At 67.7% G+C, this 16001-nt stretch carries 15 protein-coding genes and 1 tRNA gene; 9 read left to right on the top strand and 7 right to left on the bottom strand.

Translation table 11 applies throughout. The features are described 5' to 3' along the window. Positions 1-61 precede the first annotated feature (61 nt). Genes NC595_RS06670 through rsmD form a run of 6 tightly spaced genes read right to left on the bottom strand, consistent with a single transcriptional unit; the run spans position 62 to position 3971 of the window. A complete protein-coding gene (locus NC595_RS06670) occupies positions 62-1123 on the bottom strand; it encodes a TMEM43 family protein (protein WP_253565538.1) in 1062 nt (353 codons plus the stop codon). Next, complete coding sequence (locus tag NC595_RS06665; RefSeq protein ID WP_253565536.1) at positions 1123-1986, bottom strand: MBL fold metallo-hydrolase; 864 nt, start codon at positions 1984-1986, stop codon at positions 1123-1125. Before NC595_RS06665 ends, NC595_RS06670 begins: the two co-directional genes overlap by 1 nt. Positions 1987-2016: 30 nt before the next feature. After that, positions 2017-2277, bottom strand: a complete 261-nt coding sequence (locus tag NC595_RS06660; RefSeq protein ID WP_253565534.1) for a YfhL family 4Fe-4S dicluster ferredoxin — start codon at positions 2275-2277, stop codon at positions 2017-2019. Between the two features lie 59 nt (positions 2278-2336). Further along, positions 2337-2837, bottom strand: a complete 501-nt coding sequence (locus NC595_RS06655; RefSeq protein WP_253565533.1) for a hypothetical protein — start codon at positions 2835-2837, stop codon at positions 2337-2339. Beyond that, positions 2830-3369, bottom strand: coding sequence for a pantetheine-phosphate adenylyltransferase (gene coaD / locus NC595_RS06650; RefSeq protein ID WP_017462007.1), 540 nt, complete (start codon positions 3367-3369; stop codon positions 2830-2832). Before coaD ends, NC595_RS06655 begins: the two co-directional genes overlap by 8 nt. 29 nt (positions 3370-3398) lie before the next feature. Continuing rightward, positions 3399-3971 carry a 16S rRNA (guanine(966)-N(2))-methyltransferase RsmD gene (gene rsmD, locus NC595_RS06645; RefSeq protein WP_253565531.1) on the bottom strand — a complete coding sequence of 191 codons (573 nt, stop codon included), beginning with the start codon at positions 3969-3971 and terminating at the stop codon, positions 3399-3401. 74 nt (positions 3972-4045) lie between these two features. Between rsmD and ftsY the strand changes: the two genes are divergently transcribed. The 6 genes from ftsY to NC595_RS06615 all read left to right on the top strand — a co-directional run bounded on the left by ftsY (position 4046) and on the right by NC595_RS06615 (position 8846). Beyond that, positions 4046-5131 (top strand): signal recognition particle-docking protein FtsY, encoded by a 1086-nt coding sequence (gene ftsY / locus NC595_RS06640; RefSeq protein ID WP_253565529.1) that lies wholly within the window; start codon positions 4046-4048, stop codon positions 5129-5131. Positions 5132-5155: 24 nt separating this feature from the next. Then, positions 5156-6214, top strand: coding sequence for an AsmA family protein (locus tag NC595_RS06635; protein WP_253565524.1), 1059 nt, complete (start codon positions 5156-5158; stop codon positions 6212-6214). Continuing rightward, on the top strand, positions 6211-7287 hold the full coding sequence (gene mutY, locus NC595_RS06630; RefSeq protein WP_253565523.1) for an A/G-specific adenine glycosylase: 1077 nt from the start codon (positions 6211-6213) through the stop codon (positions 7285-7287). Before NC595_RS06635 ends, mutY begins: the two co-directional genes overlap by 4 nt. Then, complete coding sequence (locus NC595_RS06625; protein WP_253565521.1) at positions 7284-7562, top strand: oxidative damage protection protein; 279 nt, start codon at positions 7284-7286, stop codon at positions 7560-7562. Before mutY ends, NC595_RS06625 begins: the two co-directional genes overlap by 4 nt. Positions 7563-7648: 86 nt before the next feature. Next, positions 7649-7724, top strand: a tRNA-Phe gene (locus NC595_RS06620). Between the two features lie 219 nt (positions 7725-7943). Next, positions 7944-8846 carry a hypothetical protein gene (locus NC595_RS06615; RefSeq protein ID WP_253565520.1) on the top strand — a complete coding sequence of 301 codons (903 nt, stop codon included), beginning with the start codon at positions 7944-7946 and terminating at the stop codon, positions 8844-8846. A 58-nt stretch (positions 8847-8904) separates the two neighbouring features. Here NC595_RS06615 and NC595_RS06610 read toward each other — a convergent pair whose 3' ends face one another. Next, on the bottom strand, positions 8905-10488 hold the full coding sequence (locus NC595_RS06610; protein WP_256488894.1) for an MASE1 domain-containing protein: 1584 nt from the start codon (positions 10486-10488) through the stop codon (positions 8905-8907). A 318-nt stretch (positions 10489-10806) separates the two neighbouring features. Here NC595_RS06610 and NC595_RS06605 point away from each other — a divergent pair, with 318 nt between their 5' ends. The 3 genes from NC595_RS06605 to NC595_RS06595 are packed head-to-tail and all read left to right on the top strand — an operon-like array spanning position 10807 to position 16001. Continuing rightward, positions 10807-14289: a trifunctional glycoside hydrolase family 18/polysaccharide deacetylase/glycosyltransferase family 2 protein gene (locus NC595_RS06605; RefSeq protein ID WP_253565517.1), complete on the top strand. Its 3483-nt coding sequence runs from the start codon at positions 10807-10809 to the stop codon at positions 14287-14289. Beyond that, positions 14290-15273 carry a phosphogluconate dehydrogenase (NAD(+)-dependent, decarboxylating) gene (gene gnd / locus NC595_RS06600; RefSeq protein WP_256488893.1) on the top strand — a complete coding sequence of 328 codons (984 nt, stop codon included), beginning with the start codon at positions 14290-14292 and terminating at the stop codon, positions 15271-15273. Continuing rightward, positions 15270-16001 carry an ROK family protein gene (locus NC595_RS06595; protein ID WP_253565514.1) on the top strand — a complete coding sequence of 244 codons (732 nt, stop codon included), beginning with the start codon at positions 15270-15272 and terminating at the stop codon, positions 15999-16001. Before gnd ends, NC595_RS06595 begins: the two co-directional genes overlap by 4 nt.

The following is a 16001-nucleotide window of genomic DNA, read 5'->3' as shown; positions in this document are numbered from 1 at the left end:
GTCTCCCCTGCATCGCGGCCCGACCGGGCCGCGACATGCAGCCGCCGGGATGGCCTTCGGCTCAGCCCTCGTCGTGACTGCGGCGTCGCCATAACGGCCACGCGGACAGCAGCAGACCGAGCAGTGCGATCTCGAACCAGTGCATGCCGGTGCGGCCGCCGCCGCCCAGCCACATCACGCCGCCCACCGCACCAAGCACGAGCGCACCCAGCCCCACCGGAAGCAGCAGGTCGCTGGGGTGCTGGCGACGCTCCCACAGAAGCATCAGCACGCCCAGCGCCGCCAGCAGCCCCGCCACCACGCGGCGAAGCATGGCGCCATCGGGCGGCACCGGCAGATCCGGAAAGATATCCACCAGCGAACGGTCGCCGACCTGCACCTCGTAACCCTTGCCGTCGGGCGCGTCCTCGGCCGGCATCAAGGTGTCGCCCTTGAGGCGTGCCACCACCGTCACGGCCTGCAGCGGAACCATGGTCCAGCTCACCCTGAGGTCGCCCAGCCGCGGCGTGGAGGGGTGCTCGCTGGTCGTCAGGTAGCCGTCGTGGAGGGAGAAGCTCGCGGCGAGATTCGGTGGCAACGCCTTCGGATCGGGCGACATCTGGACGCTGCCGGGCAGTGCATGCAGGAGTGCCGACGACAGCTTGAATCCACCCACGTCGACCTGGCCGGAATCGAACTGGCGCCCGGCGATCGGGAAGCGCCGGGGATTGACGTGCCCCACCGGCTGCGTGAAGTGGCTCGAATCCACCGGCCGGTCGACCCAGTCCAGTTCGTAGTGGGCCTCGCCAGCCACCACTACCTCGCGCCACTGGAACATCTCCACGTGACGGACCAGCACCGGCGTGGCCGCGCTCTGGTTGAAATCGTCGTCGCGCGGCGGGGCCACCACGTCGATCGGCCCGGCGACCCGAACCATGTACCCGTACAGGCCGGGACGCGGCCCGCCCTGGTGCGCCATGTCGATCACCTCGCCGCCATGACGCTGTTCGGCCTGACGGTAGGCGAGCAATGCGTTCTCGGTGGATGCGAGCATGCCCAGCGCGCCGAGCAGCAACACGGCGCCGAGCGCCTTGAGCAGGGCGCCGCCGGAGACCTGCCGCCGTGGAGGATGCAGCCTCGCCATCAGGCTGCCACCCCGACCAGGGTGCCAGCGATCGCGCCGCGTTCGTTGCGGGTACCGAAGCGACCGCGCTCGTCGCGTACGACCTCGGCCAGGGCACAGCCGTGATCATGGGTAAAGAACAACTGCACGCCACGGGCCAGCTTGTCCTCTAGGAACTCCCGCTTCTCGTCGATCAGCTTTTCCGGCCAGCGGTCGTAGCCCATGGTGATCGGCAGGTGCACCCAGTGGCGACCGGGGATCAGGTCGGCGCAGAACACCACGCCCCCCGCCTCGGCCATCATCAGGCCGGGCGTGTGGCCGTCGGAAAAGTGGAAGCGCACCGACTCGCCCAGCGTCGCCGAGCGGGGGCCATCGACCAACTCCAGCCGACCGCTGGCCTCCAGCAGGCCGGCCAGTTCGGGGATGAACGAGGCGCGGTCGCGCGGGTGCGGATCGAGCGCCCGGCGCCAGTGCCCGGCGCCAACGAGGAAACGGGCTCGCGGGAACAGCAGCCGCGCCGGCCGCCCCTTTTCCCACGCGGCCAGCAGCCCACCGGCATGATCGAAGTGCAGGTGCGAGAGCACCACCACGTCGATGTCCTCATGCGAGAGGCCCAGCGCAGCGAGCGAATCGAGCAGCACATGGCGCTCTTCGACCACACCGTAGCGCTCTCGCAGCGACGGCTCGAAGAAAGCGCCGATACCGGTCTCGAACAGCACGTTGCGGCCGTCCAGTCCCCTCACCAGCAGGCAGCGGCAGGCCAGCGGGATGCGGTTCTCGGCGTCCGGCTCGATCCAGCGCGACCACAGCGCGCGAGGCGCATTGCCGAACATGGCACCGCCGTCGAGTCGCTGCGAATTGCCGGTGAGGGAGAAGAATTCCATGGGTCGGCCCTGCCGTTGCGGGATGCCGATTCAATGGCCGTCGGCGGCCCCGGTCAGCTGTCGGTACTTGAGGTCGAGCTGCGCTTCGGTTTCCACGTGGTCCGGGTCGACGATGATGCATTCGACCGGACACACCACGACACACTGCGGCTCGTCGAAATGCCCGTGGCACTCAGTGCACCGGGCCGGATCGATCACGTAGAACTCCTCGCCCAGCGAAATCGCCTGGTTCGGGCAAGCCGGCTCGCAGACGTCGCAGTTGACGCAGGTATCGAGGATCTTCAGGGACATGGCAACTGCGCGCATCCCCCGCCCCCGGCCGGATGCCGGGAGCGGGCGGACGCCGACCATTACATCGCGACGAAGCGGATGTTGGCGGCGGTCGGGGTCAGCACGTCCGTCACGCGCTGCTTGTCGGCCTCGTCGCCGATGAACAGCACGATCACGTCCTTGAACGCACCCGGCTTGGCGTCCTTGAACGCCGCGGTGATGAAGTCGGCGGTCTTGGCCGAGCTCGGGCCCGCGAACACCAGCATATTGCCCGGCAGCACGCCGCGGGCGACCACGTCCTGCACCGCCTCCAGCTGGCGACCGTATTTGGCCTGGGAGTCGGCATCGTCGCCGGCCGGCACCAGGTAGGCGTACGGGCGGTCGGCGGTCATGCCCTGCATGTTGGCCGTGACAATCTGGCCGAGGTAGGCGTTCCAGGCCTTGGTGTCGTTCGGATCGGTCGGCTTGGCGACCTTCTGGACCTGCTGGGCGGCCTGCTGAGCGTCGTCCTGCTTGTGGCAGGCCGAGAGCATGACGGTGCCCGCCAGGGCGAGCGTGACGGCAAGGACGAACTTACGCATGGTGATCACCTTCTTTTTCGGGTTGCTTTTTGTGCCAGCGCTGGCGCATGGCCTGTTGCACCGCCGGATGCACGAAACCGGAGATGTCGCCGCCGAGGCGACCGATCTCGCGCACCAGCGAGGAGGAAATGAAGCTGTACTGCTCGGCCGGCGTCAGGAACAGCGTCTCGACCTGGGGAATCAGGTGCCGGTTCATGCTGGCCAGCTGGAATTCGTACTCGAAGTCGGAGACCGCGCGCAGGCCGCGAATGATCACGCCCGCGCCGATCTGATCGACGAACTGGGCCAGCAGGCAGTCGAAACCGCGCACTTCCACGCTCGGCAGATCGGCCAGCGCCAGCCGGGCCAGGGCGATCCGCTCCTGCAGGGAAAAACCGGGACCCTTGCCCTTGTTCGGGCTTTCCGCCACCGCCACCACGATCCGGTCGAACAGCGGCGCGGCACGCGCCACCAGATCGGCATGGCCGTTGGTGATCGGGTCGAAGGTGCCCGGATAGACGGCAAGGCGCGTATTGACCGGCGGCTTGATCACGGAATCTCGGGAGCCCGAATGAAGGGCGTTTAGCTTAACGGAAGCGTTTCCGCGCGGCGATAGAGCGCGTGGCGCACCTCACCTGCCTCCGCCTCGCGGTGCAGCGCCCAGGCCGGGGGAAGCTCCGGTACCCGTCCTCGCGGCGACTCCACGTACAGCCAGGCCGAGGGACTGAGCCATCCCTGCTCCAGCCGCGCGGCCAGCCCGGTCCACAGGTCGGCATCGAACGGCGGGTCGAGCCATACAAGGTCGAATGGCGTGGGGGAGCCGGCCAGGAAGCGCCGCGCGTCCATCGTCGCCACCTGGCCGCCGACCGCCTTCAACCGCGCCAGGTTGTCGCGCAGCGCCTGTGCCGCTGCCGGCTGTGCCTCGACGAACTGCACGCTGGCCGCTCCGCGGGACAGCGCCTCGATGCCCAGCGCACCCGTGCCTGCGCACAGATCCAGCCCGCGGGCGCCGGCCACCACGGGCGCCAGCCAGTTGAACAGGGTCTCGCGGACCCGCTCCGGCGTGGGCCGCAGACCCGGCAGTTCCGGCACCTCCAGGCGGGAATTGCGCAGGCTGCCGCCGATGATGCGGATGCGACCGGATCCCCGCTTCATCGGGTCGCGGCCTCAGCGGGAAGTCGGGATCGGGGTGATAGCATGCCGCCCATTGTCTTTGATTCCCCCCTGACATGCTCAAGTTCTGGAAGAAGAAGCCTGCCGACGACGTGCCGGAACAGGACCAGGCCGCCGTGCCGGAAAACGCGGCGGAGGGTGGCGAAAGCGCGCCCACCGCGACCGCCACGCCGCTCCCCGCAGCCCCCCCCCCCACCACGGAATCGCCGGCGGAAACGCTCCCCGCCCGACGCGGCTGGCGCGAGCGGCTGGCCGGCTCGGGTTTCGCCCGCAGCCTGGGGGCCCTGTTCGTCCGCAATCCGCGGCTGGACGATGACCTGCTCGACGAGCTGGAAACCGCGTTGATCACCGCCGACGTCGGCGTGGAGGCCAGCACCCGGCTGGTCGAATCCCTGCGCAAGCGCATGAACGCCCGCGAGTTCGCCGATGCTGGCGTCCTGCTACAGGCCCTGCGCAAGGCACTGATCGACCTGCTGACGCCCGTGCAGCAGCCGCTGGACGTGGCCGGCCGCAAGCCGTTCGTGATCCTCACCGTCGGCATCAACGGCGTAGGCAAGACCACCACCATCGGCAAGCTGGCCCGGCGCTATCGCGACGAGGGCCATGGCGTGATCCTCGCCGCCGGCGACACTTTCCGCGCCGCGGCGGTCAACCAGCTCAAGACCTGGGGCGAGCGCAACCAGGTGCCGGTGATCGCCCAGGGCCAGGACGCCGATGCCGCCAGCGTGATCTTCGACGCCCTGCAGGCCGCCCGCTCGCGCGGCGCCGACGTGCTGATCGCCGACACCGCCGGCCGCCTGCACACCCAGGGCGGTCTGATGGACGAGCTGGGCAAGATCGCCCGGGTGATGAAGAAGCTCGACGCCGATGCCCCGCACGAGGTGCTGATGGTGATCGACGGCACCACCGGCCAGAACGCGGTGAACCAGGTGCGCCAGTTCCGCCAGATCGTCGGCGTCACCGGACTGGTGGTGACCAAACTGGACGGCACCGCCAAGGGCGGCGTGGTGTTCGCACTGGCCCGCGAATTCGGATTGCCGATCCGCTACGTCGGCCTGGGCGAAACTGCTGCCGACCTGCGCGTGTTCGATGCCGAGGCTTTTGTCGACGGCCTGCTGCCATCCAGCATCGGTCATGGCTGAGGTTTTCCCGCGGAGCGCAGGACGGTGAGCCGCCGCTGGCGGCTCGCATTGCTCGCTGGCGCGGGCGCGGTGGGGGTGCTGCTGCTGGCCGCGGTCATCGGGGTCTACTGGCTGCTGCAGCCAGACCGTTTCACCGCGACACTGCAGGCGCAAGCACGTGCCGCGGGGCTCGAGCTGAGCCTGGCCAGCCCGGCCAGCCCGGCGTTGTTCCCGCATCCGGCGCTGGAACTGCGGGGCATCACCCTGAACGAATCCGGCGCATCGATGCCGATCCTCCTGGCTGCGCGGGGTCGATTGGCGCTGCCATGGCACACCCTGTTCGGCGGACCGACCACGATTGTCCGGCTCGAGATCGACGCGCCGAGGGTGGATCTCGATGCGTTGCAGAGCTGGCTGGAGCACCTGCCCTCCAGCAAGGGCAATCGTGCACCGCAGATTCCACGCATCGACACCGGCATCCTGATCAGCCGGGCGAGCGTGGTCCGCGGCAACGACATCCTGCTCGACAACCTGGCGCTGGAGACCGGCCAGCTCCACCCCGACAAGCCATTCTCGCTCGACCTCACCGCGCGCGACGCGAGCGGCGACCCGGTGCAGCTGCGACTGCTGGCGACACCGCGCGCCAGCGGCGAGGGGATGAGTTTCGAGAACATCGACCTGCATCTCTCGCACGGTGCCGACACGACGCTGGACCTTCGCGGCAGCGCCCGCTGGCACGGTGCGGCAGACGCCTCCGCGGACCTGGCTGGCAGCGTCGATCTGGCCGATGCCGGGCGCTACGACCTGTCGCTGCGGCTCACGCCGGCCAACCTGCGCGATCCGCTCCTGCTGACACTTCATCTGGCCGGCCCTGGTCGCAACGCCGATGTCCGCCTGCCACCGCTGCAATTGGCCAACTGGTGGTCGCAACTGAGCGATGGGGAGGGAGGACAGCTGGTCATGCCCCCGGGCAGCGGTCACCTGGATATCGATCACGCCGCCTTCGGCGGCGTCAGCGCCGAGGGACTGAGCCTGGATCTCGGCGAAGGGATACCTGCCGCGGCGGGCAGCGCCCCGGCCCCAGCCAGCAGCTCGGCGCCATGAGCGACCAGTTCGCCGAACGCCTGCTGCGCTGGTTCGACCGGCACGGCCGCAGGGATCTGCCCTGGCAGCAGCCCACTCCCGACGGGGGGCGCGACGCCTACCGCGTGTGGTTGTCCGAAGTCATGCTGCAGCAGACCCAGGTCGCCACCGTCATTCCCTATTTCAACCGTTTCGTGGAGACCCTGCCTACCCTGCGCGACCTGGCCGAAGCTGACGAGGACACGGTGCTGGCGCTGTGGTCCGGGCTGGGCTACTACCGGCGCGCCCGCTTCCTGCACGCGGCGGCGCAGCGATGCGTGGCCGAGCACGGCAGCACCCTTCCACGCGCCATCGACGCACTGCTCGCGCTCCCCGGCATCGGCCGCTCGACCGCGGGCGCGATCCTGGCTCAGTCCCACGGGCTGCGCTTCCCGATCCTCGATGGCAACGTCAAGCGAGTGCTCGCGCGCTACCACGGCGTACACGGCGACCCGGGAAAATCGACCGTCGAGAAGCTGCTGTGGGAGCACGCCGAAAGACACACTCCGGCACAGCGAACCGCCGACTACACCCAGGCGATCATGGATCTTGGCGCCACGGTATGCACCCGCAGCCAGCCCCGCTGCGACGACTGTCCGGTGCGCGAGGATTGCGTCGCCCGGCGCGACGGCCTCACCACCGAACTGCCCACCCCGAAGCCGGGCAAACGCACGCCGACCCGTCAGACGGTGATGCTGGTACTGCGCGACACCGAGGGCCGCATCCTGCTGGAGCGGCGGGGCCCTCAGGGCGTATGGGCGGGCCTGTGGAGCCTGCCGGAAGCGGCATCGCCCGAGGAGGCGTGGCGCGTCGCGGGCCAACGCGCCCGGCTCGGCGACGCATGCGCCCTGCCCTCCTTCATCCATGTCTTCAGCCATTACAAGCTGGCTGCCGAGCCCTGGCTGTTCGACTGCGTGGCCCCTCTCGCCGGGGTCGCCGACCAGGCCGAAGCGCGCTGGATCGCGCCATCCCCGGGCATGCAACTGGGCCTGCCCGCCCCAATACGAACCCTGCTTGACTCGCTGTCCGAGAGCTATCCGAAGGATTCCCCATGAGCCGCACCGTTCATTGCAGCAAACTCGACATCGATGCCGAAGGACTCGACTTCGCTCCATGGCCGGGCGCGCTAGGTCAGCGCATCTATCTGGAAATCTCCAAGCCCGCGTGGCAGCAGTGGCTCGCTCACCAGACCATGCTGATCAACGAGAACCGGCTCAATCCACTCGATCCATCGACACGCAGCTTCCTCGCGCGCGAGATGGAGAAGTACCTGTTCGAGGGCGGCACCGAGCAGCCGGCCGGCTACGTACCGCCCGATGCGGAGTCTTGACGCCATCGCGCGCTTCCAGTTTAATGCGCGGCTCCACGAGGCACCGGCCATCGCCCGACAGCCTCGATCTGGAACGCAAGACCCGTGGCCGGGTAGCTCAGTTGGTAGAGCAGGGGATTGAAAATCCCCGTGTCGGCGGTTCGATTCCGTCCCCGGCCACCATGCATTTTCGAAGCCCGCCTCACGGCGGGCTTTTTTTGTGCGAAAACACAGGTCCGGGCCTTTCTGCAAGACCCGGATCTCGCGAATGCGCTCTGCCGCACAGATTTGCGCCCCCGCTCTGCTTCACTGAAAAGGCAGGTGGGGCAAATCTCCTCGCCTGATGCTCGATGCCAGCCTCTCATCCCGTCGTCATTCACTCGCACACAAGGGGACAACTCCATGATCAGGAAATCAGCAACTGCGATTATCTCGTCGGCCCTTCTCCTCGCAGGGTTCGCAACCAGCGCGCTGGCGAAGGATTCGACGTCCGGGCTCGGCCAGTCGTGGCCGAACGCCACCGACGTCAGCGCCACCCCCCATTGGCACGTCTACGCGTTCCAGAAGGACGGGATCCGCTACGTCCAGGTGAACGACCTCAACGGCGGGGTACAAGGCGCGATCGCAACGGCCGGTGGGCAGATCCTGCTGCTGCCGATCGGCAGCGATTCGCAGTACATGAAAGTCGCCAACGCGCCGGGCACATCCGGAGAAACGGTCTATAGCGACGGCCAGGTCTCCATCAGCGCGACCCCGCTGAGCAACGGCGCAACGCAGTTCACCGTCACCGCCACCTGTACCGGCGATCCGGTGGAATGCAACTCGCACGTGGCGCCCAACGCGGCGACCAGTCTCACCACCCAGGTCAGCGCTACTGCCGCCACCTGCACCGGCGATCCGGTGGAATGCAACTCGCACGTGGCGCCCAACGCGGTAACCAGTCTCACCACCCAGGTCAGCGCTACTACCGCCACCTGCACCGGCGATCCGGTGGAATGCAACTCGCACGTGGCGCCCAATGCGGCGACCAGTCCCACCACCCAGGTCAGCGCTACTACCGCCACCTGCACCGGCGATCCGGTGGAATGCAACTCGCACGTGGCGCCCAACGCGGTAACCAGTCTCACCACCCAGGTCAGCGCTACTGCCGCCACCTGCACCGGCGATCCGGTGGAATGCAATTCGCACGTGGCACCCAACACGGCGACGACCAGTGTCACCAAGCAGACCAGCACTGCAGCCGCCACCTGCACCGGCGATCCGGTGGAATGCAACTCGCACGTGGCACCGGCTTCATCGCACTGACCGGGGTTTGACCTGATGTGGAACGGGCGCCGCGGCGCCCGTTCCACAGCTTCCGGGCTCAGACTTTCGTGAGCAGCAGGCTTATCAGCACCGCATCGTCTGTCACACGCTCGCGCAACACGCCACCGAACAGGAAAATCCGGTCCCTCACGGCATCCGGTCCCATGCCGCTGGCCGACAGGCCCATCGAAAGACCGCGCAGACGTTCGCTGCTCAACACCGACGCCAGCTGCCGGATCCCGCGGATACGCACCACGACCCCGCAACCGGCCTCGTCGGACGCACCGATGCGCACCTGCATGCTCAGGCCGGACACCCGATGGTCCTGGCACAAATGGACGACCAGGTCGCAGATCGAGCGATAGAGCACGACCTGCGCCTCGCGTCCAAGGTCCAGCCCCCGCTCGTTGCGGAACGTGCACCAGTAACGCACGCCGGCATCGTTGAGTGCGCGAGCGACCGTGCCCTGCCGCAACTCCGCGGCCAGGCCACCTTCGCGCCAGAGCACCGGGTAAAGGCTGTCCGCCAGCCGGTAGATCTGCTGCTGGGTTTCGGCTGCGCGAAGCCGGTACTCACGCTCGTCCGGTGCCGGAATCGTATGGCGGACCCGGTCGAGCAGCTCCGAGTAGCTGCTGCGGAAATTCTCCCGCAGCCCTTCCAGCGCGCTCGAAGTCTGCCGGAGCTGCATCTCGCCCAGCCACAGGTTCCGCTGCGCCAGGGCAAGCGCCATGCGGGCGTCCTGCTGCTTGCGCGCCTCCTGCTCGGACAACACGGCGATCCTCCCACCGAGCAGCAGCAGGGTGGTGATCGCAAAGGCGATGAAAATCTGCGCCTCGAGGGTCCCCGTGTCATAAAGCGCCGGCATGGTGGCTACCACCGCAACGCTGGCAGCCGAGCCACCGACGGCGGCTCCCTTCCAGCCATGGCGCAATGCCAGCAGCACGACCGGCAGGAACATCATCATGCGGGCGGCCTGCCTGGCCCCCTCCTCATTGCTCGCAGCCCCGACCCAGGCAAGCATCGTCAGCGCAGGGATCATCACGCTGACCGATTCGATCACCAGCCGGTTGTGGATCAGTCGTTGCCAGTGCAACTCGCCGTTGATGGCCATCTCGCGCAGGCAGAAGATCAGCGGGACCGAAGCGAGCACGGCCGTGAAGTTGCCCACGAACCACCGCGCCGCGTAGACCGGCATCCCCTGCCAGGCGTAGTCGGCCGGAAGCCGCATCGCCGAGAGGGACAACACGTTCATGGACGCCCAGAGGGCCGCGCACACGAATGCACAGAGCACCAGCAGCGGAATATTGATCCGCCCCTTTGCATCGAGAAGCGCGAGCCGCTCCTTGCAAAACGCTACGACCGGCATGGCCAGGCCGATCGGGGGAATCATGTATAGGCATGCCCAAGCCACCCCGAAGCGGTCCACCGAAAGGGCAGCCAGCGCCACCAGCGTCAGGGTCTCGCCCCCGAGCAGGGCCGGCCAATAACGGTAGCCCACCAGCAGCAGGGCGCAGAGGCGAAAGCCTGCGAACACCTCCCAGTGGGAGAATGAAACCTGCCGGAGCGCCAGCATTCCGGCGCTGTACAGCCCTGCTGCAAGCAGCTGCCTTGCAAGGAAACTTCCGTATCTGGACCGCAGCATTGCTCCCCCCATCTCCGTGCTGGCTACATCCCCTGTATTCCGGTAACCCGATCGAGCTGCGGTCTCCGCGCCTGTGGCGCGACCAGCCAACCCATCCGGACCTCTTCTTCCCGCTTCCTTCCTGCCATGCAAGCAGCTTGCCAAATCAACAGCGCCCGACACATGTCCAGAACGCAATGCCCGAACCCGAAGCTTTCAGTGCGCACACGCGGCACCTGAACCGCTTTCGGCCGACGTGCGCCCCAGCTTGAGCAACGTCCTGCAAAGATACACCGAACGCCGTCACAATTAGTGCTGCGCCGAGCCCTGACCACCCCCATGCACAAGAAACCCGTGTTTTTCGATCCCACCGGACGCCGGGCCAGCCGGCTGTCCCGCATGGGACTGACGCTGGCGGTCATTAGTACCCTGTTTGCCGTCGCATTCGTGCTCAGCCTGTTCATCGCCCCCAGCATGACCGGCATCCGGCTCGGCCAGCATGGCAAGGGGCTCCATGCACTTGCCGGCGTCAGGATGGCGGCCCCGGAGCTGGCCCGGCCGGCGGCGAAGCTCGCCGCCGAAGTCCGCGCCAAACAGAAGGCCGCGCACCATCACGCCCGCCCCGGGCGTCTGCGCGGCATCCCCCATGTCGCCCCGCCTCTCTCGCTGGACAAACCCGATGGCCGCGCCCTGGCGATCGGGTTCTACGTGAACTGGGACGACAGCAGCTACCCCGCCCTGAAGCGGGCATTGCCCACCCTGGACTGGGTAATTCCCGGCTGGATGAGCGTGAGTGGCCCGGACATGGCGCTCGACACGCACATCGATGCCAAGGCGCTGGATCTCATTCGCCGCGTCAAACCCTCCACGCCGATCCTGCCGCTGTTGCAGAACGCGGTGAACGGCGAGTGGGACGGCACCGGCCTGGCGAAGTTGCTGGCCAACCCCACCCTGCGCCACCAGCGCATCGCGCAGATCGTGGCCTTCCTCGATGCCAACAAGTTCCAGGGCGTCACGGTCGATTTCGAGAACCTGCCCGACAGCGCCCAGCCGGACCTCAAGCAGTTCCTCGGCGAACTGGCCGACGCCTTCGCTCCACGCGGCTGGGGCATCGTGTTGTCGGTACCTTTCGACGACGAAGCCTGGGATTACGCCGGGCTGGCCAAGATCGTCGACTTCGAACTGCTGATGGCCTACGACCAGCACTGGGCCGGCCAGGATCCAGGCAGCATCGCCGCACAGGACTGGTTCGAGAGCACGCTGGACAAGCGCATGAAGGAACTGGATCCGGACCAGACCATCATCGCCATCGGCAGCTACGGCTACGACTGGGCCAAGGGCAAGACCGCCGAGGCGGTCACCTTCCAGGACGCCATGGACCGCGCCGCCGACGCGCAGGCCGATATCAGCTTCGACGACGACACCCAGAATCCGCACTTCTCCTACAGCGAGGACAACGGCACGGTCCACCAGCTGTGGTTCCTGGACGCGGCGACCGCATACAACCAGATCCACGCCGCCGACGGCTACCAGCCCTACGGCTACGCGGTGTGGCGGCTGGGCTCGGAGGATCCGTCGATCTGGCCGCTGCTGGGTCGGCCGTACGACTCGCCCGTGCCCGACTCGCTGCACGAGATCGGCGCCGGTCAGGACATTGACATCGAGGGTCAGGGGGAAATCCTGCAGATCGCCTCCAAGCCCGAAGCGGGCGCGCGCACCTTCACCATCGACAAGGAAAGCGGCGAGATCGACGGCGAGCAGTACACCGCCCTGCCCAAGTCCTACGTGATCCAGCGCGTCGGCACGCAGCCGAAGAAGATCGCGCTGACCTTCGACGACGGGCCCGACCCGGACTGGACACCGAAGATCCTGGACATCCTCAGGGAAAAGCATGTCCCGGCCACGTTCTTCATCATCGGCGAGAACGCCGAGGCCTCGCCACGGCTGATCCAGCGCGAAGTGGCCGAAGGCCACGATGTCGGCAACCACACCTTCACCCACCCCAACCTGGGCGAGACGTCTCCGGGCATCACCGCACTGGAGCTCAACGCCACCCAGCGGCTGTTCGAGGCGTTGACCGGGCGGTCCATGCGGCTGTTCAGAGCGCCCTACTTCGGCGATGCCGAGCCCACCACGTCGGACGAACTGGACCCGATCGCCCAGGCGCAGAAGATGGGCTACATCGCGGTGGGCCTGCACATCGACCCGGACGACTGGAAACGCCCGCCGGCTGACGTGATCGTGCAGCGCGTGATCGACCAGGTGAATCACCAGTCGCCTGACCGGCAAAGCCGCGTGGTACTGCTGCATGACGGCGGTGGCGACCGTGAAAACACGGTCGAGGCGCTGCCGCGGATCATCGACACACTGCGTGCCGAGGGCTATCAGTTCGTCACCGTCTCCGAACTGGCCGGCCTGACCCGCGACGAGGGCATGCCGCCACTGACCATCGACTCGCTGTCGCAGTGGGCCGACCGCTCGGTGTTCCTGACCCTGGGCGGCTTCGGCCACCTGCTCAACTTCCTGTTCAAGGCGGCGATCTGGCTGGGCCTGGCGCGACTCATCCTGCTGGGCGGACTGGGCGTGCTGAACTGGTGGCGCGACAAACACCGCGTGGTACCCGCGCTGCCCGAGCCGGCGCCGCTGGTGTCGGTGCTGATTCCAGCCTTCAACGAGGAGAAAGTGATCGCCAGTTCGATCGCCCGCATCCTCAAGAGCCGCTACGACGCGCTGGAAGTGATCGTGGTCGACGACGGCTCCACCGACGCCACCGCCCAGGTCGTCCGCGAGCATTTCGCCGACGAGCCGCGCGTGCAGCTCATCAGCATTCCCAACGGCGGCAAGGCGAACGCGGTGAACACCGCCTTGCGCGCCTCGCGCGGCAGCATCGTCGTGGCGCTGGACGCCGACACCCAGTTCGAGCCACATACCATCGCCCGGCTGGTGCGCTGGTTCGCCGATCCCACCATCGGCGCGGTCGCCGGCAACGCCAAGGTCGGCAACCGGATCAACCTGATCACCACCTGGCAGGCGCTCGAGTACGTCACCGCGCAGAACCTGGAGCGTCGTGCGCTCGCCGCGCTGGGCGCCATCACCGTGGTGCCCGGTGCCGTCGGCGCCTGGCGCCGCGAGGCGCTGGAGCAGCTCGGCGGCTTCCCGGGCGACACGCTGGCCGAGGACCAGGACCTCACCATCGCGATCCAGAAGGCCGGCTACCGGACCCTGTTCGACGCCGAGGCGGTGGCCTGGACCGAGGCCCCCGACACCGCGCGCGGACTCGCGCGACAGCGCTTCCGTTGGGCGTTCGGCACCCTGCAGTGCCTGTGGAAACACCGCGACGCCACCTTCCGCCCGCGCTACGGCGCGCTGGGCATGATCGCGCTGCCGCAGGTGTGGCTGTTCCAGATCGTGTTCTCGGTGGTGTCGCCGCTGGTCGACCTGCTGCTGGTGTGGCAGATCATCGCTACGTTCCTCGACTACCTGCAGCACCGCGGCCAGTTCAACTACAGCAACCTGGTCACCATGGCCATGTTCTACGGCCTGTTCATGGCGGTGGACCTGGGCGCCGGCGTGCTCGCCTTCGCGATGGAAAAGCGCGAACGCTGGAGCCTGCTGTGGTGGCTGGCACTGCAGCGCTTCGGCTATCGCCAGCTGATGTACTACGTGGTGGTGCGCTCGGTCTCCACCGCGCTGCGCGGCCCGTCCGTCGGCTGGGGCCGGCAGGAGCGCAAGGCTACGGTGCAGGCAGGCGGAGACGATGCCGATGGATCAGGCGAGACCCATGCGCCGATCTCGGAAAAGGAGCACGAAGCCACCGACTGAATGCGGCTTCATCACGTGCCTTGCAGGTCGTCCGGGCCAAACTCGGCGGATCGTCCACGGGCATCGAAGGAGGCAGGCATGGACATCGGCATGATCGGGCTGGGCCGGATGGGTGGCAACATGGCCGAGCGGCTCCGGCGCGCCGGGCACCACGTGGTCGGATTCGACCCCTCGCCGAAGGCGCGCGAGGCCTGGACAGGCCGGGACGGCGAAGCGGTCGCCTCGCTCGACGCGCTGGTCGGGCAACTGCCCTCGCCGCGTGCCGTCTGGATGATGGTCCCCGCCGGAGAGATCACCGGAAAGACCGTTGCTGCCCTGAAGTCCCTGCTCGGCCGCGGCGACGTCCTCGTCGATGGCGGCAATGCCCACTACAAGGACACCCTGCAGCGCGCAGCCGAGCTGCAGGGGGCCGGCATCCACTACGTGGACTGCGGTACCAGCGGCGGCGTCTGGGGCCTGGCCGAGGGCTACAGCATGATGGTGGGTGGCGACAGCGGGGCGATCGAGCGTCTGCGACCTATCTTCGAGGCGCTGGCTCCCGCGCCGGACAAGGGTTGGGGTCGCGTCGGCGAAGTGGGCTCGGGCCACTTCACCAAGATGGTCCACAACGGCATCGAGTACGGACTGATGCAGGCCTATGCGGAGGGCTTCTCGGTACTTCGGCACAAGCAGGAGTTCAACCTGGACCTGCACCAGGTCGCCGAGATCTGGCGTGAAGGCTCGGTGGTGCGCTCCTGGCTGCTCGACCTCACCGCCGACGCATTGAAGAAGAACCCGTCGATGGACGGCATCGCGCCCTACGTCGCCGACTCGGGCGAGGGCCGCTGGACGGTGGCCGAAGCCATCGATCTCAACGTGGCCGCGCCGGTAATCTCGCTCGCCCTGATCGAGCGGCTGCGCTCGCGCGATACCGATTCGTTCTCCGACAAGCTGCTGGCGGCGATGCGCAACCAGTTCGGCGGCCATGCGGTGAAGTCCGAATGAGCGCGGCGCGATCCCGTCACCGCGGCCCCGCCACACTGGCCATCGACGTCGGTGGCAGCGGCCTCAAGGCCACCGTGCTCGGTCCGGACGGAACGATGCTCTCCAGCCGTGTGCGCGTCGACACGCCTGACGCGCCATCGCCCGACGAACTGGTCGACGCGCTCGTCGCGCTGGCGCTCCCGCTGCCGTCCTTCGACCGCATCTCGATCGGCTTTCCCGGCGTGGTGCGCAACAACCGCGTGCTCACCGCCCCGCACTTCGGCAACGAAGCCTGGAAGCACTTTCCGCTGGCCGAGCGTCTTGGCCAGCGCCTGGGCGACAGGCCCGCGCGCCTGCTCAACGATGCCGAAGTCCAGGGCTATGGGGTGATCGCCGGCCAGGGGCTCGAGCTGGTGCTCACCCTGGGTACCGGCCTGGGCTCGGCGCTGTTCAGCGACGGCGAGCCGATGCCGCACCTGGAGTTCGCGCAATTCCCCGCGTTCGGCAAGAGGACGATGAACCGCTACGTCGGCAAGGCTGCCCGCCACAAGGTCGGCGGCAAGAAATGGAACCACCGGGTCGAAAAAACCATCGAGGCCTTCCGCACCCTGCTTCGGTTCGACCGGCTCTACCTTGGTGGTGGCAACGCGAAGAAGCTCGACATCGACCTGCCCCCGGACGTGCTGATCGTCTCCAACGAGGCCGGCCTGACCGGCGGCATCCGGCTCTGGGACGAACGCCGCGGCTGA

This window comes from Dyella lutea, from assembly GCF_024158035.1.
GTDB lineage: Bacteria > Pseudomonadota > Gammaproteobacteria > Xanthomonadales > Rhodanobacteraceae > Dyella_A > Dyella_A lutea.
Note: the sequence above shows the minus strand (reverse complement) of the source record. Positions and strands in the feature narration are given on the sequence as shown.